At 57.7% G+C, this 19,703-nt stretch carries 21 protein-coding genes; all 21 read left to right on the top strand.

Annotation, left to right across the window (positions count from 1 at the left end; translation table 11 throughout):
* Nucleotides 1–127: 127 nt before the first annotated feature.
* The 21 genes from rpoB (at nt 128) to rpsN (ending at nt 19,665) form a co-directional block, all read left to right on the top strand.
* Nucleotides 128–4,198 (top strand): DNA-directed RNA polymerase subunit beta, encoded by a 4,071-nt coding sequence (rpoB, locus tag UIB01_RS17865; protein ID WP_038663388.1) that lies wholly within the window; start codon nt 128–130, stop codon nt 4,196–4,198.
* Nucleotides 4,199–4,263: 65 nt separating this feature from the next.
* Nucleotides 4,264–8,463 (top strand): DNA-directed RNA polymerase subunit beta', encoded by a 4,200-nt coding sequence (gene rpoC, locus UIB01_RS17860; RefSeq protein ID WP_038663385.1) that lies wholly within the window; start codon nt 4,264–4,266, stop codon nt 8,461–8,463.
* Nucleotides 8,464–8,602: 139 nt separating this feature from the next.
* Nucleotides 8,603–8,974 carry a 30S ribosomal protein S12 gene (gene rpsL / locus UIB01_RS17855; protein ID WP_003280832.1) on the top strand — a complete coding sequence of 124 codons (372 nt, stop codon included), beginning with the start codon at nt 8,603–8,605 and terminating at the stop codon, nt 8,972–8,974.
* Nucleotides 8,975–9,072: 98 nt separating this feature from the next.
* On the top strand, nt 9,073–9,543 hold the full coding sequence (gene rpsG / locus UIB01_RS17850; RefSeq protein ID WP_038663382.1) for a 30S ribosomal protein S7: 471 nt from the start codon (nt 9,073–9,075) through the stop codon (nt 9,541–9,543).
* A gap of 30 nt (nt 9,544–9,573) precedes the next feature.
* On the top strand, nt 9,574–11,694 hold the full coding sequence (gene fusA, locus UIB01_RS17845; RefSeq protein WP_038663379.1) for an elongation factor G: 2,121 nt from the start codon (nt 9,574–9,576) through the stop codon (nt 11,692–11,694).
* A gap of 30 nt (nt 11,695–11,724) precedes the next feature.
* A complete protein-coding gene (gene tuf / locus UIB01_RS17840; RefSeq protein ID WP_038663376.1) occupies nt 11,725–12,918 on the top strand; it encodes an elongation factor Tu in 1,194 nt (397 codons plus the stop codon).
* A gap of 150 nt (nt 12,919–13,068) precedes the next feature.
* Nucleotides 13,069–13,380, top strand: coding sequence for a 30S ribosomal protein S10 (rpsJ, locus tag UIB01_RS17835; RefSeq protein ID WP_003186070.1), 312 nt, complete (start codon nt 13,069–13,071; stop codon nt 13,378–13,380).
* 82 nt (nt 13,381–13,462) lie between these two features.
* Nucleotides 13,463–14,098, top strand: coding sequence for a 50S ribosomal protein L3 (gene rplC / locus UIB01_RS17830; protein WP_003304073.1), 636 nt, complete (start codon nt 13,463–13,465; stop codon nt 14,096–14,098).
* Between the two features lie 12 nt (nt 14,099–14,110).
* Nucleotides 14,111–14,713 carry a 50S ribosomal protein L4 gene (rplD, locus tag UIB01_RS17825; RefSeq protein WP_038663373.1) on the top strand — a complete coding sequence of 201 codons (603 nt, stop codon included), beginning with the start codon at nt 14,111–14,113 and terminating at the stop codon, nt 14,711–14,713.
* A complete protein-coding gene (gene rplW, locus UIB01_RS17820) occupies nt 14,710–15,009 on the top strand; it encodes a 50S ribosomal protein L23 (protein ID WP_003281842.1) in 300 nt (99 codons plus the stop codon). Before rplD ends, rplW begins: the two co-directional genes overlap by 4 nt.
* A gap of 14 nt (nt 15,010–15,023) precedes the next feature.
* Nucleotides 15,024–15,845, top strand: a complete 822-nt coding sequence (gene rplB / locus UIB01_RS17815) for a 50S ribosomal protein L2 (protein WP_003281841.1) — start codon at nt 15,024–15,026, stop codon at nt 15,843–15,845.
* A gap of 16 nt (nt 15,846–15,861) precedes the next feature.
* Nucleotides 15,862–16,137, top strand: a complete 276-nt coding sequence (gene rpsS / locus UIB01_RS17810; protein ID WP_003293029.1) for a 30S ribosomal protein S19 — start codon at nt 15,862–15,864, stop codon at nt 16,135–16,137.
* 13 nt (nt 16,138–16,150) lie between these two features.
* Nucleotides 16,151–16,483, top strand: coding sequence for a 50S ribosomal protein L22 (rplV, locus tag UIB01_RS17805; protein WP_003103908.1), 333 nt, complete (start codon nt 16,151–16,153; stop codon nt 16,481–16,483).
* A 13-nt stretch (nt 16,484–16,496) separates the two neighbouring features.
* Nucleotides 16,497–17,183 carry a 30S ribosomal protein S3 gene (gene rpsC / locus UIB01_RS17800; protein WP_003289210.1) on the top strand — a complete coding sequence of 229 codons (687 nt, stop codon included), beginning with the start codon at nt 16,497–16,499 and terminating at the stop codon, nt 17,181–17,183.
* A gap of 12 nt (nt 17,184–17,195) precedes the next feature.
* Nucleotides 17,196–17,609, top strand: coding sequence for a 50S ribosomal protein L16 (gene rplP / locus UIB01_RS17795; RefSeq protein WP_003281836.1), 414 nt, complete (start codon nt 17,196–17,198; stop codon nt 17,607–17,609).
* A complete protein-coding gene (gene rpmC, locus UIB01_RS17790) occupies nt 17,609–17,800 on the top strand; it encodes a 50S ribosomal protein L29 (RefSeq protein ID WP_003281834.1) in 192 nt (63 codons plus the stop codon). Before rplP ends, rpmC begins: the two co-directional genes overlap by 1 nt.
* 2 nt (nt 17,801–17,802) lie before the next feature.
* The gene (gene rpsQ, locus UIB01_RS17785; protein WP_003293030.1) at nt 17,803–18,069 is read left to right on the top strand and encodes a 30S ribosomal protein S17; all 267 of its coding nucleotides are present in this window, start codon (nt 17,803–17,805) and stop codon (nt 18,067–18,069) included.
* Between the two features lie 23 nt (nt 18,070–18,092).
* Nucleotides 18,093–18,461 (top strand): 50S ribosomal protein L14, encoded by a 369-nt coding sequence (rplN, locus tag UIB01_RS17780; protein ID WP_003281831.1) that lies wholly within the window; start codon nt 18,093–18,095, stop codon nt 18,459–18,461.
* Between the two features lie 11 nt (nt 18,462–18,472).
* Nucleotides 18,473–18,787 carry a 50S ribosomal protein L24 gene (rplX, locus tag UIB01_RS17775; RefSeq protein WP_003304067.1) on the top strand — a complete coding sequence of 105 codons (315 nt, stop codon included), beginning with the start codon at nt 18,473–18,475 and terminating at the stop codon, nt 18,785–18,787.
* A gap of 19 nt (nt 18,788–18,806) precedes the next feature.
* A complete protein-coding gene (gene rplE, locus UIB01_RS17770; RefSeq protein WP_038663365.1) occupies nt 18,807–19,346 on the top strand; it encodes a 50S ribosomal protein L5 in 540 nt (179 codons plus the stop codon).
* 13 nt (nt 19,347–19,359) lie between these two features.
* On the top strand, nt 19,360–19,665 hold the full coding sequence (gene rpsN / locus UIB01_RS17765) for a 30S ribosomal protein S14 (protein ID WP_015278287.1): 306 nt from the start codon (nt 19,360–19,362) through the stop codon (nt 19,663–19,665).
* Nucleotides 19,666–19,703: the final 38 nt, after the last annotated feature.

The raw sequence follows: 19,703 nt of genomic DNA, 5'->3' as shown, positions 1-19,703 counted from the left end.
AGTCAGCCATGCTGGCTGTTCCGCGGAAAGCCACCTCGAGGTGGTGCGAATCAAGGGATTCGCAAGATTTTCTGGCTGCTCCCGTCGGGAGAAGCCAACAAGCAGGTGACCAAGCTGGGGAACGCTGATGGCTTACTCATACACTGAGAAAAAACGTATCCGCAAGGACTTTAGCAAGTTACCGCACGTGATGGACGTGCCGTATCTTTTGGCCATCCAGCTGGATTCGTATCGCGAATTCCTGCAGGCGGGAGCGACCAAAGATCAGTTCCGCGACATTGGCTTGCATGCAGCCTTCAAATCCGTTTTCCCGATCATTAGCTATTCTGGCAATGCAGCGCTGGAATACGTCGGCTATCGCCTGGGTGAGCCGGCTTTCGATGTCAAGGAATGTGTCTTGCGCGGCGTGACGTTTGCCGTCCCGCTACGGGTCAAGGTGCGCCTAATCATTTTCGACAAAGAATCGTCGAATAAGGCCATCAAGGATATCAAGGAGCAGGAAGTGTACATGGGGGAAATCCCCCTGATGACTGAGAACGGTACCTTTATTATCAACGGTACTGAGCGCGTCATCGTCTCCCAGTTGCACCGCTCGCCAGGCGTGTTCTTCGATCACGACCGCGGTAAGACCCACAGCTCCGGCAAGCTGTTGTACTCGGCTCGCATCATTCCTTACCGCGGATCCTGGCTTGACTTCGAGTTCGATCCGAAGGACGCCGTCTTCGTGCGTATCGACCGTCGCCGCAAGCTGCCGGCCTCGGTGCTTCTGCGCGCGCTGAACTACAGCACCGAAGAGATCCTCGATGCCTTCTACGACACCAACATTTTCCATGTGAAGGGCGAGAGCCTTGCCTTGGAATTGGTGCCGCAGCGTCTGCGTGGCGAAATTGCCAGCTTCGACATCAAGGATGAAAACGGCAAGGTCATCGTCGAGCAGGGTCGCCGTATCACTGCTCGTCACATCAATCAGCTCGACAAGTCCGGCATCAAAGAGCTCGAGATGCCGATGGACTACGTGCTGGGCCGTACCGTTGCCAAGGCGATCGTGCACCCGGCCACCGGCGAAATCATCGCTGAGTGCAACACCGAGCTGACCGTCGATGTCATGGCGAAGATCGTCAAGGCTCAGGTTGTGCGTTTCGAAACGCTATACACCAACGATATCGATTGTGGTCCGTTCATTTCCGATACGTTGAAGATCGACTCCACCACCAATCAGCTTGAAGCGCTGGTGGAAATCTATCGGATGATGCGTCCAGGCGAGCCGCCAACCAAGGACGCTGCCGAGACGCTGTTCAACAACCTGTTCTTCGCTTCGGAGCGTTACGACCTGTCCGCCGTAGGCCGGATGAAGTTCAATCGTCGTATCGGTCGTACCGAGATCGAGGGTTCCGGCGTACTGAGCCGCGAAGATATCGTTGCGGTCCTCAAGACCTTGGTCGATATTCGTAACGGTAAAGGGATCGTCGACGACATCGATCACCTGGGTAACCGTCGTGTCCGTTGTGTCGGCGAGATGGCCGAGAACCAGTTCCGTGTTGGCCTGGTGCGCGTCGAGCGTGCGGTCAAGGAACGTCTGTCGATGGCCGAAAGCGAAGGCCTGATGCCGCAGGATCTGATCAACGCCAAGCCGGTTGCGGCGGCGGTGAAGGAGTTCTTCGGTTCCAGCCAGCTCTCGCAGTTCATGGACCAGAACAACCCGCTCTCCGAGATCACCCACAAGCGCCGTGTTTCGGCCCTCGGCCCGGGTGGTCTGACCCGTGAGCGTGCCGGCTTCGAGGTTCGTGACGTACACCCGACCCACTACGGCCGCGTGTGCCCGATCGAAACGCCAGAAGGCCCTAACATCGGTCTGATCAACTCGCTGGCCGCCTACGCCCGGACCAACCAGTATGGCTTCCTGGAAAGCCCATACCGCGTGGTCAAAGAAGGCGAAGTTACCGACGAGATCGTGTTCCTCTCGGCAATCGAGGAAGCTGACCACGTTATCGCCCAGGCCAGCGCCAAGCTGGACGGCCGCAAGCTGGTCGACGAACTGGTGGCCGTGCGTCACCTGAACGAGTTCACCGTCAAGGCGCCGGAAGACGTAACCCTGATGGACGTGTCGCCAAAGCAGGTCGTCTCTGTCGCTGCCTCGCTGATTCCGTTCCTCGAGCACGACGACGCCAACCGCGCCCTGATGGGTTCGAACATGCAGCGTCAGGCCGTGCCGACTCTGCGTTCGGACAAGCCACTGGTCGGTACCGGCATGGAGCGCAACGTTGCGCGCGACTCCGGTGTCTGTGTGGTTGCTCGTCGTGGCGGTGTGATCGATTCGGTGGACGCCAGCCGTGTGGTCGTGCGTGTTCATGATGCTGAGGTCGAGACCGGCGAAGCGGGTGTCGACATCTACAACCTGACCAAGTACACACGGTCCAACCAGAATACCTGTATCAATCAGCGTCCGCTGGTTCGCAAGGGTGACGTGGTGGAGCGTGGCGATATCATGGCCGACGGTCCGTCCACCGATATGGGTGAATTGGCGCTCGGGCAGAACATGCGCGTCGCGTTCATGCCTTGGAACGGCTACAACTTCGAAGACTCCATCCTCCTCTCGGAGCGTGTGGTTCAGGAAGATCGTTTCACCACTATCCATATCCAGGAACTGACCTGCGTGTCGCGTGACACCAAGCTCGGCCCAGAGGAAATCACCGCAGACATCCCGAACGTGGGTGAGGCTGCGCTGAACAAGCTGGACGAGGCGGGCATTGTTTACGTCGGTGCCGAGGTCGGCCCGGGCGATATCCTGGTTGGCAAGGTCACGCCGAAAGGCGAAACCCAGCTGACTCCAGAAGAGAAGCTGCTGCGCGCGATCTTCGGTGAGAAGGCGTCCGATGTGAAGGACACCTCCCTGCGCGTGCCGACTGGCACCAAGGGCACCGTTATTGACGTTCAGGTGTTCATCCGTGACGGCGTCGAGCGTGATTCCCGTGCGCTGGCCATCGAGAAGATGCAACTCGACGAGATCCGCAAGGACCTCAACGAGGAGTTCCGCATCGTCGAAGGCGCTACCTTCGAACGCCTGCGCTCGGCTCTGGTGGGTGCGACTGCCGAGGGCGGTGCTGGTCTGAAGAAAGGTGCTGTGATCACCGACGAGATCCTCGACGGGCTGGAGCATGGGCAGTGGTTCAAGCTGCGCATGGCCGAAGATGCGCTGAACGAGCAGTTGGAAAAGGCCCAGGCCTACCTGTCCGATCGCCGTCAGTTGCTCGACGACAAGTTCGAAGACAAGAAGCGCAAGCTGCAGCAGGGCGATGACCTGGCGCCGGGCGTGCTGAAGATCGTCAAGGTCTACCTAGCGATCAAGCGCCGCATCCAGCCGGGTGACAAGATGGCTGGTCGTCATGGTAACAAGGGTGTCGTCTCGGTCATCATGCCGGTAGAAGACATGCCGCATGATGCCAACGGCACACCGGTCGACATCGTGCTCAACCCGCTTGGCGTACCGTCGCGTATGAACGTCGGTCAGATACTTGAAACCCACCTGGGCCTCGCGGCCAAGGGTCTGGGCGAGAAGATCAATCTGATGCTCGAAGAGCAGCGCAAGGTCGCTGAACTGCGCAAGTTCCTGCACGAGATCTACAACGAGATCGGCGGCCGTCAGGAAAACCTGGATGACCTGAGCGATCAGGAAGTGTTGGACCTGGCCAACAACCTGCGCAAGGGTGTTCCGATGGCTACTCCGGTATTCGACGGAGCCAAGGAGCGCGAGATCAAGGCCATGCTGAAGCTGGCTGATCTGCCGGAAAGCGGTCAGATGCAGCTGTTCGACGGGCGCACCGGCAACAAGTTCGAGCGCACCACCACTGTCGGCTACATGTACATGCTCAAGCTGAACCACCTGGTCGACGACAAGATGCACGCGCGTTCCACCGGTTCGTACAGCCTGGTCACCCAGCAGCCGCTGGGTGGTAAGGCGCAGTTCGGTGGTCAGCGTTTCGGGGAGATGGAGGTCTGGGCTCTGGAAGCCTATGGCGCCGCTTACACCCTGCAGGAAATGCTCACGGTCAAGTCGGACGACGTGAACGGGCGGACCAAGATGTACAAGAACATCGTGGACGGCGATCACCGCATGGAGGCCGGCATGCCGGAATCCTTCAACGTGTTGATCAAAGAGATCCGCTCGCTCGGTATCGATATCGATCTGGAAACCGAATAACCACGCACCGCCTGCGCGGCGCCCGGCACTAGCCGGGTGTCGCAGGTCCGTGAGGAGGAAAGGCCTTGAAAGACTTGCTGAATCTGCTGAAAAACCAGGGTCAAATCGAAGAGTTCGATGCCATTAAGATTGCCCTGGCTTCGCCCGAAATGATCCGTTCCTGGTCATTCGGCGAAGTAAAGAAGCCGGAAACCATCAACTACCGTACGTTCAAGCCGGAGCGTGACGGCCTGTTCTGCGCCAAGATCTTTGGCCCGGTTAAGGACTATGAGTGCCTGTGCGGTAAGTACAAGCGCCTCAAGCACCGCGGTGTTATTTGTGAGAAGTGCGGTGTTGAAGTCGCGTTGGCCAAGGTGCGTCGCGAACGCATGGCGCATATCGAACTCGCATCGCCGGTCGCCCATATCTGGTTCCTGAAGTCGCTGCCGTCCCGTATCGGTCTGCTGCTGGATATGACCCTGCGTGACATCGAGCGCGTGCTCTACTTTGAGAGCTACGTTGTCATCGATCCGGGCATGACCACCCTGGAAAAGGGTCAGCTGCTGAATGACGAGCAGTACTTCGAGGCGCTGGAAGAGTTCGGCGACGACTTCGATGCCCGCATGGGTGCCGAGGCTGTGCGCGAGCTGCTGATCCAGATCGACCTGGAGCACGAGATCGGTCGCCTGCGCGAAGAGATCCCGCAGACCAACTCGGAAACCAAGATCAAAAAGCTCTCCAAGCGGCTGAAGCTGATGGAAGCTTTCCATGGCTCGGGCAACCTGCCGGAGTGGATGATTCTGACCGTGCTACCAGTGCTGCCGCCGGATCTGCGTCCGCTGGTCCCGCTGGATGGCGGTCGCTTCGCGACTTCGGATCTGAACGATCTGTATCGCCGCGTTATCAACCGTAACAACCGTCTGAAGCGCCTGCTCGACCTGTCGGCGCCGGACATCATCGTGCGCAACGAAAAGCGCATGCTGCAGGAGGCGGTCGACGCGCTGCTGGACAACGGCCGTCGCGGCCGTGCCATCACCGGTTCGAACAAGCGCCCCTTGAAGTCCCTGGCTGACATGATCAAGGGCAAGCAGGGTCGTTTCCGTCAGAACCTGCTCGGCAAGCGTGTGGACTACTCCGGTCGTTCCGTGATCACCGTGGGCCCGACCCTGCGTCTGCATCAGTGCGGTCTGCCGAAGAAGATGGCCCTCGAGCTGTTCAAGCCGTTCATTTTCGGCAAGCTTGAAATGCGTGGCATGGCCACCACCATCAAGGCGGCCAAGAAGATGGTCGAGCGCGAACTGCCAGAGGTCTGGGACGTGCTCGCCGAAGTCATCCGCGAACATCCCGTGCTGCTCAACCGCGCGCCAACCCTGCACCGTCTGGGTATCCAGGCGTTCGAGCCGGTGTTGATCGAAGGCAAGGCGATCCAGCTGCATCCGCTGGTCTGCGCCGCGTACAACGCCGACTTCGACGGTGACCAGATGGCCGTGCACGTGCCGCTTACGCTGGAAGCTCAGCTGGAAGCGCGCGCGCTGATGATGTCGACCAACAACATCCTCTCGCCAGCAAACGGTGAGCCGATCATCGTTCCTTCGCAGGACGTCGTCTTGGGTCTGTACTACATGACCCGCGAAGCGATCAACGCCAAGGGCGAAGGTCGTGTGTTCGCCGATCTGCAGGAAGTCGATCGCGTTTTCCGTGCGGGTGAGGCATCGCTGCATGCGCGGGTAAAAGTGCGTATCAACGAAGTGATCAAGGATCGCGACGGCACCATTACCAAGAACACTCGCATCGTCGACACCACCGTTGGCCGCGCGCTGCTGTTCCAGATCGTGCCGGCCGGCCTGGCGTTCGATGTGGTCAACCAGCCGATGAAGAAGAAGGCGATCTCCAAGCTGATCAACCTGTGCTACCGCACCGTTGGTCTGAAGGACACCGTCATCTTCGCCGACCAGTTGATGTACACCGGTTTCGCTTACTCGACCATCTCCGGTGTTTCCATCGGCGTGAACGACTTTGTGATTCCGGATGAGAAGGCACGCATCATCGATGCGGCTACCGAAGAAGTTAAAGAGATCGAGAGCCAGTATGCGTCCGGCCTGGTAACCCAGGGCGAGAAGTACAACAAGGTGATCGACCTTTGGTCCAAGGCCAACGACGAAGTTTCCAAAGCGATGATGGCCAACCTCTCCAAGGAGAAGGTCATTGATCGAGATGGCAAGGAAGCCGAGCAGGACTCCTTCAACTCGATGTACATGATGGCTGACTCGGGCGCGCGGGGTTCCGCTGCCCAGATTCGCCAGCTGGCGGGTATGCGTGGCCTGATGGCCAAGCCGGATGGCTCCATCATCGAGACGCCGATTACCGCCAACTTCCGTGAAGGCCTGAACGTACTGCAGTACTTCATCTCCACTCACGGTGCTCGTAAAGGTCTGGCGGATACCGCGCTGAAAACCGCGAACTCCGGTTACCTGACTCGTCGTCTGGTCGATGTCGCGCAGGATCTGGTGGTCACCGAGGTCGATTGCGGCACCGAGCAGGGTCTGTTCATGACCCCGCACATCGAGGGTGGCGACGTGGTCGAGCCGCTCGGTGAGCGTGTTCTCGGTCGTGTGATCGCGCGCGATGTGCTCAAGCCGGGCACCGATGATGTACTGGTTCCAGCCGGTACGCTGGTTGATGAGCAGTGGGTCGACTTCATCGAGCTGAACAGCATCGACGAAGTGGTCGTGCGCTCGCCGATTTCCTGTGAAACCCGCTACGGTATCTGCGCCAAGTGCTACGGTCGCGATCTGGCTCGTGGGCATCAGGTGAACATTGGTGAGGCGGTAGGCGTGATCGCCGCGCAGTCCATCGGTGAGCCGGGTACCCAGCTGACCATGCGGACGTTCCACATTGGTGGTGCGGCCAGTCGTACTTCCGCGGTCGACAACGTCATGGTGAAGAACGGCGGCACCATTCGCTTGCACAACCTGAAGCACGTAGAGCGTGCCGACGGTGCGCTGGTCGCGGTTTCCCGTTCGGGCGAGCTGGCGGTTGCCGACGACTTCGGTCGTGAGCGCGAGCGTTACAAGCTGCCATACGGTGCGGTGATTTCGGTGAAGGAGGGCGACAAGGTTGACGCCGGTGCGGTGGTTGCCAAGTGGGATCCGCACACCCACCCGATCGTCACCGAGATGAAGGGCGTCGTGACCTTCGTCGGGATGGAAGAGAATATCACCATCAAGCGCCAGACCGATGAGCTCACCGGCCTGACCAATATTGAGGTGATGGATCCGAAAGACCGTCCGGCATCGGGCAAGGATATTCGTCCGGCGATCAAGATGGTCGATGTCAATGGCAAGGAGCTGCTGCTCCCGGGTACCGACGTTCCTGCCCAGTACTTCCTGCCGGCTAACGCACTGGTGGGCGTGGCCGACGGCGCCGAGATCAATGTGGGTGACGTTATCGCACGTATCCCACAGGAAACCTCGAAGACCCGCGACATCACCGGCGGTCTGCCGCGCGTTGCGGACTTGTTCGAAGCGCGTCGTCCGAAGGAGCCGTCCATCCTGGCGGAAATCAGCGGTACGATTTCCTTCGGTAAGGAAACCAAAGGCAAGCGCCGTCTGGTGATTACTCCGACCGATGGCAGCGATCCGTACGAAGAGCTGATTCCGAAGTGGCGTCACCTGAACGTCTTCGAAGGCGAGCAGGTGAACAAGGGTGAAGTGATCTCCGACGGTCCGAGCAATCCGCACGACATCCTGCGGCTGTTGGGTGTAAGCGCCCTGGCCAAGTACATCGTCAACGAGATTCAGGACGTGTACCGCCTGCAGGGCGTGAAGATCAACGACAAGCACATCGAGACCATCCTGCGCCAGATGTTGCGCAAGGTCGAAATTAGCGAGTCGGGTGATTCCAGCTTCATCAAGGGCGACCAGATGGAGTTGACCCAGGTGCTGGAAGAGAACGAGCGTTTGAGCGAGGAAGACAAGTTTGTCTCCAAGTACGTGCGTGTTCTGCTGGGCATTACCAAGGCATCGCTGTCGACCGAGTCGTTCATTTCGGCGGCGTCCTTCCAAGAGACCACGCGTGTACTGACCGAGGCTGCCGTTACCGGCAAGCGCGATTATCTGCGTGGCCTCAAGGAGAACGTAGTCGTAGGTCGTCTGATCCCGGCCGGTACCGGTCTGCAATACCACAGCGAGCGCAAGCGCAAGCGTGAAGCAGACAAACCCGTTCGTGTGAGTGCTGATGAGGTCGAAGCGGCTCTGACCGAGGCGCTGAACTCCAGCGGTAACTAAGTGCTGGGTCCTGGCGGTGAGCCAGGGCCTGCCTTGACGGTGGGCGAGAAGCTCTTTAAACTCTCGTACCCCTAATTTGGCGGGGCTTCGTGCCCTGCCATTTTTCGTTTGTGTCGAAAGACAACAGTGGAGCTAGTAGATGGCAACTATCAACCAGCTGGTACGTCAGCCGCGTAAGCGGGTCGTCGAGAAAAGCGACGTCCCTGCGCTGCAAAACTGCCCGCAACGTCGTGGCGTGTGCACCCGTGTGTACACCACCACGCCGAAGAAACCGAACTCTGCACTGCGTAAAGTGTGCCGTGTTCGCCTGACCAATGGCTATGAAGTCGCTTCCTATATCGGCGGTGAAGGCCACAACCTGCAAGAGCACAGCGTAGTGCTGATCCGTGGCGGTCGTGTAAAAGACCTTCCGGGTGTGCGTTACCACACCGTGCGCGGTTCGCTGGATACCTCCGGCGTTAAAGATCGTAAGCAGGGTCGTTCCAAGTACGGCGCCAAGCGCCCGAAGTAAGCAGCATTTCTATTTATTTGAGTCGATAAGAGTAAGGTCGGGCGTAACTTGAAAGTTACCGTTCCGAGCTAACCTGAAGACCGTTTGAGGGCTTATCAATGCCAAGACGTCGTGTAGCAGCCAAGCGCGAGATCCTTGACGATCCGAAGTACGGAAGTCTGATCCTGGCCAAGTTCATGAACCACGTGATGGAGAGCGGCAAGAAAGCCGTTGCCGAGCGTATCGTTTATGGTGCACTGGACAAGGTGAAGGAGCGCAAGAACAGCGATCCCCTGGAAATCTTCGAAAAAGCACTCGATGCCATCGCTCCGCTGGTCGAAGTCAAATCCCGCCGTGTTGGCGGTGCTACCTACCAGGTTCCGGTCGAAGTTCGTCCTTCCCGTCGCAATGCCCTGGCCATGCGCTGGCTCGTCGATGCTGCGCGCAAGCGTGGCGAGAAATCCATGGCGCTGCGCCTTGCTGGCGAGCTGATGGATGCTTATGAAGGTAAAGGCGCTGCAGTCAAGAAGCGCGAAGACGTGCACCGTATGGCTGAAGCCAACAAGGCCTTCTCGCACTACCGCTTCTAAATCAAGCGCAACTTTTACGAGGACCTTATTGTGGCCCGTACTACCCCTATCAACCGCTACCGTAACATCGGTATCTGTGCCCACGTCGACGCGGGCAAGACCACCACGACGGAGCGGATTCTGTTCTACACCGGCCTCAGTCATAAGATGGGTGAAGTGCACGACGGCGCAGCGACTACCGACTGGATGGTTCAGGAGCAGGAGCGTGGTATTACCATTACTTCTGCTGCTGTAACGACCTTCTGGCAGGGTTCGCGCGGTCAGTACGACAACTATCGCGTCAACGTCATCGATACTCCCGGTCACGTTGACTTCACCATTGAGGTGGAGCGCTCGCTCCGCGTTCTCGATGGTGCTGTGGTTGTATTCTGCGGTACTTCCGGCGTTGAGCCGCAGTCCGAGACCGTATGGCGTCAGGCCAACAAGTACGGTGTTCCGCGTATCGTCTACGTGAACAAGATGGACCGCCAGGGAGCAAACTTCCTGCGCGTAGTTGGTCAGATCAAGCAACGTCTGGGTCATACCCCGGTACCTGTCCAGCTTGCTATCGGCTCCGAAGAGAACTTCGAGGGTCAGATCGATCTGATCAAGATGAAGGCCATCTACTGGAACGATGAAGACAAGGGCACCAGCTACCGCGAGGAAGAGATTCCGGCTGAGCTGATGGATTTGGCTGAAGAGTATCGCTCTAACATGATCGAGGCTGCGGCCGAGGCCAACGAAGAGCTGATGAACAAGTATCTCGAGGGCGGTGAGCTTACCGTTGACGAGATCAAGGCTGGGCTGCGTCAGCGCACCATTGCTTGTGAAATCGTTCCGGCTGTCTGTGGCTCGTCGTTCAAGAACAAGGGTGTTCCCCTGGTTCTCGACGCAGTGATCGACTTCCTGCCTGCGCCGACTGAAATTCCGGCTATCCAGGGTGTCAATCCGGATAACGAGGAACAGGTCGACGAGCGCCACGCAAGCGATGAAGAGCCTTTCTCTGCGCTCGCATTCAAGATTGCGACCGACCCGTTTGTGGGTACTCTGACCTTCGCCCGCGTCTACTCCGGTGTTCTGTCGTCCGGTGACTCGGTGATGAACTCGGTCAAGGGCAAGAAGGAGCGCGTTGGTCGGATGGTGCAGATGCATGCCAACCAGCGTGAAGAGATCAAGGAATGCCGCGCCGGTGATATCGCTGCTCTGATTGGTATGAAGGATGTCACCACTGGTGACACTCTGTGCTCGATAGATAAGCCGATCATTCTCGAGCGTATGGACTTCCCGGAGCCGGTAATTTCGGTGGCTGTTGAGCCGAAGACCAAGGCTGACCAGGAGAAGATGGGTATCGCGCTGGGCAAGCTGGCTCAGGAAGACCCTTCGTTCCGTGTTCAGACCGACGAAGAGACGGGTCAGACCATCATCTCTGGTATGGGTGAGCTGCACCTCGACATCCTTGTAGACCGTATGCGTCGCGAGTTCAACGTCGAGGCGAATATCGGCAAGCCTCAGGTTTCGTATCGCGAAACCATCACCAAAGACAACGTCGAGATCGAAGGTAAGTTCGTTCGGCAGTCTGGTGGTCGTGGCCAGTTCGGTCATTGCTGGATTCGTTTCTCCACTCCGGATGTGGACGAAAAAGGCAACATCACCGAAGGTCTGGTGTTCACCAACGAGGTGGTGGGTGGTGTGGTTCCGAAGGAATACATCCCGGCGATCCAAAAAGGCATCGAAGAGCAGATGAAGAACGGCGTTGTTGCCGGCTATCCGCTGATCGGCCTGAAGGCGACCGTGTTTGATGGTTCCTACCATGACGTCGACTCCAACGAGATGGCGTTCAAGGTTGCAGCTTCGATGGCTACCAAGCAGTTGGCCAGCAAGGGCGGCGGTAAGGTGCTTGAGCCCATCATGAAGGTTGAAGTAGTGACCCCGGAAGATTACATGGGCGATGTGATGGGTGACCTGAACCGTCGTCGCGGTCTGATCCAGGGTATGGAAGACTCGGTCTCCGGCAAGGTTATCCGTGCTGAGGTTCCGCTCGGAGAGATGTTCGGTTATGCGACCGACGTTCGTTCCATGTCTCAGGGTCGCGCGAGCTACTCCATGGAATTCTCCAAATACGCTGAGGCTCCGGCGAATATCGTCGAGACACTCGTTAAAAAACAAGGTTGATTCAGCCCTTTAAGTAAGAGGTTTACTGTCGTGGCTAAGGAAAAATTCGAACGTAACAAACCGCACGTCAACGTCGGCACCATTGGTCACGTCGACCATGGCAAGACCACTCTGACGGCTGCTCTGACCCGTGTGTGCTCCGAGGTTTTCGGTTCCGCTCGTGTCGACTTCGACAAGATCGATAGCGCCCCGGAAGAGAAGGCTCGCGGTATCACCATCAACACCGCTCACGTAGAGTACGATTCCAATATTCGTCACTACGCGCACGTTGATTGCCCGGGTCACGCTGACTATGTGAAGAACATGATCACCGGTGCTGCCCAGATGGACGGCGCGATCCTGGTTTGCTCGGCTGCTGACGGCCCCATGCCGCAGACTCGCGAGCACATCCTGCTGTCCCGTCAGGTAGGTGTTCCGTACATTGTCGTGTTCCTGAACAAGGCCGACATGGTTGATGACGCCGAGCTGCTCGAGCTGGTGGAAATGGAAGTGCGCGATCTGCTCAGCACTTACGACTTCCCGGGCGACGACACTCCGATCATCATCGGTTCCGCACTGATGGCTCTGAACGGTCAAGACGACAACGAGATGGGCACCACTGCCGTCAAGAAGCTGGTCGAGACCCTGGATACCTACATCCCTGAGCCGGTTCGCGCCATCGACAAGCCGTTCCTGATGCCGATCGAAGACGTATTCTCCATCTCCGGTCGCGGCACCGTGGTTACCGGTCGTGTAGAGCGCGGTATCGTCAAGATCCAGGAAGAAATCGAGATCGTTGGTCTGCGTGATACCACTAAGACCACCTGTACCGGTGTCGAGATGTTCCGCAAGCTGCTCGACGAAGGTCGTGCTGGTGAGAACTGTGGCGTCCTGCTGCGCGGCACCAAGCGTGACGACGTAGAGCGTGGTCAGGTACTGGCCAAGCCGGGCACCATCAAGCCGCACACCAAGTTCGAAGCAGAAGTGTACGTGCTGTCCAAGGAAGAAGGTGGTCGTCACACCCCGTTCTTCAAGGGCTACCGTCCGCAGTTCTACTTCCGTACCACTGACGTAACCGGTTCGTGCGAACTGCCGGAAGGCGTTGAGATGGTAATGCCGGGCGACAACGTGAAAATGGTTGTTACCCTGATCAAGCCGATCGCCATGGAAGACGGCCTGCGCTTCGCGATTCGCGAAGGTGGTCGTACCGTTGGTGCCGGCGTGGTTGCCAAGATCATCGAGTAATATTTGTCGATGATGAAAAAGGCCCCTTCGGGGGCCTTTTTCTATTGTTGATCATTTATTGACACCCTCTGGACGCATCCGTACAATTGCGCCTCCTTTTACCGGGGGTATTGCGCCTGGTAGGGTGGCTACTTGGAGTCTGAGGTCAAAATGCAAAACCAACAAATCCGTATTCGGTTGAAGGCTTTTGACCATCGCCTGATCGATCAATCAACCCAGGAAATCGTGGAAACCGCGAAACGTACTGGTGCTCAGGTGCGTGGTCCGATTCCGCTGCCAACCCGCAAAGAGCGGTTCACTGTGCTGGTTTCTCCGCACGTCAACAAAGACGCGCGCGATCAGTATGAAATTCGAACCCATAAGCGTGTGCTGGATATTGTCCAGCCGACCGACAAAACTGTCGATGCGCTGATGAAGCTCGATCTTGCGGCTGGTGTGGAAGTGCAGATCAGCCTCGGCTAAAGCCTGAGAGTTTTAGTCGTGTAACGCTCTGAAATGGGCGGCCATAGCGGGTGAAAGCCCCGTACACTCAAGAGGTTTCAAAATGACTATTGGTGTAGTCGGTCGCAAATGCGGTATGACCCGCGTTTTCACCGAGGATGGTGTCTCTATTCCGGTTACGGTCATCGAGATCGAGCCGAATCGCGTCACTCAGTTCAAGAATGAAGAGAGCGATGGCTATCGTGCAGTGCAGGTCACTGTCGGTGAGCGTCGCGCGTCCCGTGTTACCAAGGCTCAGGCCGGTCACTTCGCGAAGGCGAATGTTGCTGCAGGTCGTGGCGTCTGGGAATTCCGCCTTGATGGCGAGGAGTTCCAGGTTGGTGACCAGATCAATGCCGAGATTTTCCAGGCTGGACAGATGGTGGATGTCACCGGTCAGTCCAAGGGTAAAGGCTTTGCCGGTACCATCAAGCGCTGGAACTTCCGTGGTCAGGACAATACCCACGGTAACTCCGTATCCCACCGCGTCCCGGGCTCTATCGGTCAGTGCCAGACTCCAGGTCGTGTATTCAAGGGCAAGAAGATGTCCGGGCACATGGGCGCCGAGCGCGTAACCGTGCAGTCTCTGGAAATCGTGCGTGTCGACGCTGAGCGGAACCTGCTGTTGGTAAAGGGCGCAGTGCCCGGCGCCACTGGCGGTGACGTGCTCGTGCGTCCGGCCGCCAAGGCTCGCGGTTAAGGGGGAGTTCACATGCAATTGAATGTAAATGGCGCACAGGCCATCGAAGTCTCCGATCGCACCTTTGGTGGCGATTACAACGAGACGCTGGTGCACCAGGCAGTCGTCGCCTACATGGCTGGCGGTCGTCAGGGTAGCAAGCAGCAGAAGACCCGTTCCGATGTGTCCGGTGGTGGCAAGCGTCCATGGCGCCAGAAGGGCACCGGTCGTGCTCGTGCTGGTACCAGTCGTGGTCCGATCTGGCGTGGCGGTGGCGTAACTTTCGCAGCTCGTCCGCAGAATCATGAGCAGAAGCTGAACAAGAAAATGTACCGCGCAGCAATGCGCTCCATTCTTGCTGAGCTGGTTCGCTCCGAGCGTCTGGTTGTCGTAGAGGATTTTGCTGTCGCTGCCCCGAAAACCAAGGAGCTCGCTAGCAAGCTCAATGGTATGGGTCTAAATGACGTGCTGATCGTTTCCGATGCTGTCGATCAGAATCTGTACCTGGCTGCACGTAACCTGCCGCACGTTGACGTGCGTGACGTCCAGGGTTCCGATCCGGTCAGCCTGATCGCCTATGACAAGGTGTTGATCACCGTGTCGGCTGTGAAGAAATTCGAGGAGCTGCTGGGATGAACCAGGAACGCGTATTCAAAGTCCTGCTTGGTCCGCACGTCTCTGAGAAGGCTACCGTGCTGGCTGACAGCAAGAAGCAATTCGTTTTCAAGGTTGCGACCGACGCAACCAAGCTGGAAATCAAGAAGGCTGTTGAAAGCCTGTTCGACGTGAAGGTTGCCGCCGTCAACACCCTGAATGTTCAGGGCAAGACCAAGCGCACCGCTCGCGGTCTGGGCAAGCGCAACGACTGGAAGAAGGCGTACATCGCGCTTCAGCCAGGCCAGGATCTCGATTTCTCCGGCAGTGCTGAGTAAGGAAGGGGTGCATCATGGCAATCGTTAAATGCAAACCGACTTCCGCGGGCCGCCGTTTTGTGGTCAAGGTGGTCAATCAGGAGCTGCACAAAGGCGCTCCTTACGCACCGCTGCTCGAGAAGAAGTCGAAGACTGGCGGCCGTAACAACAACGGTCGTATCACCACTCGTCACATCGGCGGTGGTCACAAGCAGCATTACCGTCTGGTCGATTTTCGTCGCAACAAGGATGGCATTCCTGCCATCGTCGAGCGTATCGAATACGACCCGAACCGTACTGCACACATTGCGCTGCTGAAGTATGCCGACGGCGAGCGTCGCTACATCATCGCGCCGAAGGGCGTGAGCGCTGGTGATCAGCTGGTCTCGGGCATTAACGCTCCGATCAAGGCTGGCAACAGCCTGCCACTGCGTAACATCCCGTTGGGTTCTACCGTTCACGGTGTCGAGCTCAAGCCGGGTAAGGGTGCTCAGATCGCTCGCTCCGCTGGTGCTTCGGCTCAGCTGGTTGCTCGCGAGGGTTCCTACGTGACGCTGCGTCTGCGCTCCGGCGAGATGCGCAAAGTGCTGGCCGAGTGCCGTGCGACTCTGGGCGAAGTCTCGAACTCCGAGCACAGCCTGCGTTCGCTGGGCAAAGCTGGTGCCAAGCGCTGGAAGGGCATTCGTCCTACCGTTCGTGGTGTCGCGATGAACCCGGTCGATCACCCGCACGGTGGTGGTGAAGGTCGTACCTCCGGTGGTCGTCATCCGGTGTCGCCATGGGGCTTCCCGACTAAGGGCGCGAAGACCCGCACTAACAAGCGCACCGATAACATGATTGTCCGTCGTCGCAAGTAACTAGAGGGATACGACAGTGCCGCGTTCTCTGAAAAAAGGTCCTTTTATCGATCTTCACCTATTGAAGAAGGTCGAAGCGGCGGTGGAAAAGAACGATCGTAAGCCGGTTAAAACCTGGTCGCGTCGTTCGATGATCCTGCCGCAAATGGTCGGTCTGACCATCGCTGTACATAACGGTCGTCAACATGTACCGGTCCTCGTGTCCGAAGACATGGTCGGCCACAAACTCGGCGAGTTCGCTGCTACCCGCACCTATCGCGGGCATGTGGCGGACAAGAAAGGCAAGCGCTAAGGGGTAAGGAAAGATGGAAGTAGCCGCTAAGTTGTCGGGCGCTCGCATCTCCGCCCAGAAAGCCCGCCTGGTCGCCGACCAGATCCGCGGGAAGAAGGTGGGCGAAGCGCTCAACCTCCTGGCTTTCAGTAGCAAGAAAGCCGCCGAGATCATGAAAAAAGTGCTGGAGTCGGCCGTTGCCAACGCCGAGCACAACGAAGGCGCTGATGTGGATGACCTGAAGGTCTCCACTGTCTTCGTCAACGAGGGGCGTTCGCTTAAGCGCATCATGCCGCGTGCCAAAGGCCGCGCTGATCGCATCGTCAAGCGGTCTTGCCATATCACTGTCAAGGTTGCGGACAAGTAACGGAGTCGATCAGATGGGTCAGAAAGTACATCCCACTGGCATTCGCCTGGGAATCGTCAAGGAGCACACCTCCGTCTGGTACGCAGACGGCCGTACGTATGCAGACTATCTGCTTGCAGATCTGAACGTGCGTGAGTACCTCCAAGACAAACTAAAAAGCGCGTCCGTAAGCCGTATCGATATCCATCGCCCGGCTCAAACCGCACGCATCACCATCCACACCGCTCGTCCCGGCATCGTGATCGGCAAGAAGGGTGAGGATGTTGAGAAGCTGCGTCAGGACCTGACCAAGCAAATGGGTGTGCCGGTGCACATCAATATCGAAGAGATCCGCAAGCCGGAGCTCGACGCAATGCTGGTTGCACAGAGCGTAGCTCAGCAGCTGGAGCGCCGCGTAATGTTCCGTCGTGCCATGAAGCGCGCCGTGCAGAACGCCATGCGTATTGGTGCCAAGGGCATCAAGATCCAGGTCAGTGGTCGTCTGGGTGGGGCTGAAATTGCCCGTACCGAGTGGTATCGCGAAGGTCGTGTGCCTCTGCACACCCTGCGTGCCGATATCGATTACAACACTTACGAAGCACACACCACTTACGGTGTGATCGGCGTGAAGGTGTGGATCTTCAAAGGCGAAGTGATTGGTGGTCGCCATGAAGAGCTCAAGCCTCAAGCGCCTGCGCCTCGTAAAAAAGCTGCTAAGTAAGGGGTACGCCAAATGTTGCAACCCAAGCGTACAAAATTCCGCAAGCAGATGACCGGTCACAACCGTGGTCTGGCTCAGCGCGGTAGTAAGGTCAGCTTCGGCGAGTTCGCGCTGAAGTCTGTTTCCCGTGGTCGTCTGACCGCGCGTCAGATCGAGGCTGCACGTCGTGCGCTGACCCGTCACGTTAAGCGTGGCGGCAAGATCTGGATCCGCGTGTTCCCCGACAAGCCTGTAACCAAGAAGCCTCTGGAAGTCCGGATGGGTAAAGGTAAGGGTAGCGTCGAGTACTGGGTAGCCCAGATTCAACCGGGCAAGGTGCTCTACGAGATCGAGGGTGTTTCCGAAGAGCTGGCGCGTGAGGCTTTCGCCCTGGCCGCTGCAAAGCTGCCGCTCGCCACCTCCTTTGTTAAGCGGACGGTGATGTGATGAAAGCGAATGAACTTCGTGAAAAATCCGTTGAGCAGCTGAACGAGCAACTGCTCGAGCTGCTGCGGGACCAGTTCAATCTGCGTATGCAGAAAGCGACTGGCCAGTTGGGGCAGTCTCACCTGCTCTCGCAAGTCAAGCGCGACATCGCTCGTGTCAAGACTGTGCTCAACCAGCAGGCAGGTAAGTGATCATGGCTGAAGCTCAGAAAACCGTCCGCACGCTGACCGGTCGTGTCGTCAGCGACAAGATGGACAAGACCATCACCGTTCTGATCGAGCGTCGCGTAAAGCACCCGATCTACGGTAAATACGTGAAGCGTTCGACCAAACTGCACGCCCACGACGAAACCAACCAGTGCCGTATCGGCGACAAGGTCACCATCCGCGAGACTCGTCCGCTGGCAAAGACCAAGTCCTGGATGCTGGTTGACGTCGTTGAACGCGCCGTCGAAGTCTAAGGGCTAGGGGTCGGAGAAATTATATGATTCAGACTCAATCCATGCTCGATGTGGCTGATAACAGTGGCGCTCGTCGCGTCATGTGTATCAAGGTGCTCGGCGGTTCCCACCGCCGTTACGCCGGCATCGGCGACATTATCAAGGTAACCGTCAAGGAAGCGATTCCTCGTGGCAAGGTCAAGAAAGGCCAGGTGATGACCGCTGTTGTGGTTCGCACCCGTCACGGCGTTCGTCGTCCCGATGGCTCCATCATTCGCTTCGATGGCAATGCTGCTGTTCTGCTGAACAACAAGCAGGAGCCTATCGGCACCCGTATCTTTGGGCCAGTGACGCGTGAACTTCGTACCGAGAAGTTCATGAAGATCGTCTCGCTCGCCCCTGAAGTGCTGTAAGGAGTAGCCGCATGCAAAAGATTCGTCGCAACGACGAGATCATCGTCATCGCCGGCAAAGACAAGGGCAAGCGCGGTAAGGTGCTCAAGGTTCTCGCGGACGACCGTCTGGTCGTTGGCGGGATCAACCTGGTAAAGCGCCATACCAAGCCGAACCCGATGTCCGGCGTTCAGGGCGGTATCGTCGAGAAGGAGGCGCCTTTGCACGTCTCTAACGTCGCCATTTTCAACGGTGAAACCAACAAGGCAGACCGCGTTGGCTTCAAGGTTGAAGAAGGCAAGAAAATTCGTGTCTTCAAGTCGACCCAGAAGCCGGTTGACGCTTGAGACTGCTAGGTAGATAACCATGGCACGACTAAAAGAAGTTTATCGGAAGGAAATCGCGCCGAAGCTGATGGAAGAACTTCAGCTCAAGAACGTGATGGAAGTTCCGCGCATTACCAAGATCACCCTCAACATGGGTATCGGCGAAGCGATCGGTGACAAAAAAATCATCGATAACGCTGTTGCTGATCTGGAAAAGATCACTGGTCAGAAGGTTGTTGTGACCCACGCTCGCAAGTCCATCGCAGGCTTCAAAGTCCGCGAAGGCTGGCCGATCGGCGTCAAAGTCACTCTGCGCAGCGATCGCATGTACGAATTCCTGGATCGTCTGCTTTCGATCTCCCTGCCTCGCGTGCGTGACTTCCGCGGGCTCAATGCCAAGTCCTTTGATGGGCGCGGCAACTACAGCATGGGTGTCAAAGAGCAGATCATCTTCCCGGAAATCGATTACGACAAGATCGATGCCCTGCGTGGTCTGGACATCACTCTGACCACTACTGCTCGGACGGATGACGAGGGTCGCGCGCTGCTGCGTGCCTTCCACTTCCCGTTCCGTAACTGATTGGAGTAGGCACATGGCTAAGCAAAGCATGAAGAACCGTGAGCTGAAGCGTCAGCAAACGGTCGCCAAGTTCGCCCAGAAGCGTGCTGCACTGAAGGCAATCATCGCTAGCCCGGAGTCCACTCCGGAGGCGCGTTGGGAAGCCCAGGTCGCACTTCAGAAGCAGCCCCGTGACGCGAGCGCTTCGCGTCTGCGTAACCGCTGCCGTCTGACTGGTCGTCCGCATGGCGTTTACCGCAAGTTCGGCCTTTCGCGCAATATGCTGCGTCAGGCTGCGATGCGTGGCGACGTACCGGGTCTGGTCAAAGCCAGCTGGTAAAAACCAGGCAGGACCTTCGGGTCCTGTTTGTTTTTCGA

Origin of the sequence: Stutzerimonas decontaminans (genome assembly GCF_000661915.1) — a bacterium.
GTDB lineage: Bacteria > Pseudomonadota > Gammaproteobacteria > Pseudomonadales > Pseudomonadaceae > Stutzerimonas > Stutzerimonas decontaminans.
This window is presented reverse-complemented; position numbering and strand designations above follow the sequence as displayed.

Excerpts from the sequence above, each read along its gene's own strand:
- rplE (WP_038663365.1), top strand. The coding sequence starts at position 18,807 with ATGGCACGACTAAAAGAAGTTTATCGGAAGGAAATCGCGCCGAAGCTG.
- rpsC (WP_003289210.1), top strand. The coding sequence starts at position 16,497 with ATGGGTCAGAAAGTACATCCCACTGGCATTCGCCTGGGAATCGTCAAG.
- rpsJ (WP_003186070.1), top strand. The coding sequence starts at position 13,069 with ATGCAAAACCAACAAATCCGTATTCGGTTGAAGGCTTTTGACCATCGC.
- rpsG (WP_038663382.1), top strand. The coding sequence starts at position 9,073 with ATGCCAAGACGTCGTGTAGCAGCCAAGCGCGAGATCCTTGACGATCCG.
- rplV (WP_003103908.1), top strand. The coding sequence starts at position 16,151 with ATGGAAGTAGCCGCTAAGTTGTCGGGCGCTCGCATCTCCGCCCAGAAA.
- rplB (WP_003281841.1), top strand. The coding sequence starts at position 15,024 with ATGGCAATCGTTAAATGCAAACCGACTTCCGCGGGCCGCCGTTTTGTG.
- rplW (WP_003281842.1), top strand. The coding sequence starts at position 14,710 with ATGAACCAGGAACGCGTATTCAAAGTCCTGCTTGGTCCGCACGTCTCT.
- rpsL (WP_003280832.1), top strand. The coding sequence starts at position 8,603 with ATGGCAACTATCAACCAGCTGGTACGTCAGCCGCGTAAGCGGGTCGTC.
- rpmC (WP_003281834.1), top strand. The coding sequence starts at position 17,609 with ATGAAAGCGAATGAACTTCGTGAAAAATCCGTTGAGCAGCTGAACGAG.
- rplC (WP_003304073.1), top strand. The coding sequence starts at position 13,463 with ATGACTATTGGTGTAGTCGGTCGCAAATGCGGTATGACCCGCGTTTTC.
- rplD (WP_038663373.1), top strand. The coding sequence starts at position 14,111 with ATGCAATTGAATGTAAATGGCGCACAGGCCATCGAAGTCTCCGATCGC.
- rplX (WP_003304067.1), top strand. The coding sequence starts at position 18,473 with ATGCAAAAGATTCGTCGCAACGACGAGATCATCGTCATCGCCGGCAAA.
- rplP (WP_003281836.1), top strand. The coding sequence starts at position 17,196 with ATGTTGCAACCCAAGCGTACAAAATTCCGCAAGCAGATGACCGGTCAC.
- rplN (WP_003281831.1), top strand. The coding sequence starts at position 18,093 with ATGATTCAGACTCAATCCATGCTCGATGTGGCTGATAACAGTGGCGCT.
- rpsN (WP_015278287.1), top strand. The coding sequence starts at position 19,360 with ATGGCTAAGCAAAGCATGAAGAACCGTGAGCTGAAGCGTCAGCAAACG.
- rpoB (WP_038663388.1), top strand. The coding sequence starts at position 128 with ATGGCTTACTCATACACTGAGAAAAAACGTATCCGCAAGGACTTTAGC.
- rpsQ (WP_003293030.1), top strand. The coding sequence starts at position 17,803 with ATGGCTGAAGCTCAGAAAACCGTCCGCACGCTGACCGGTCGTGTCGTC.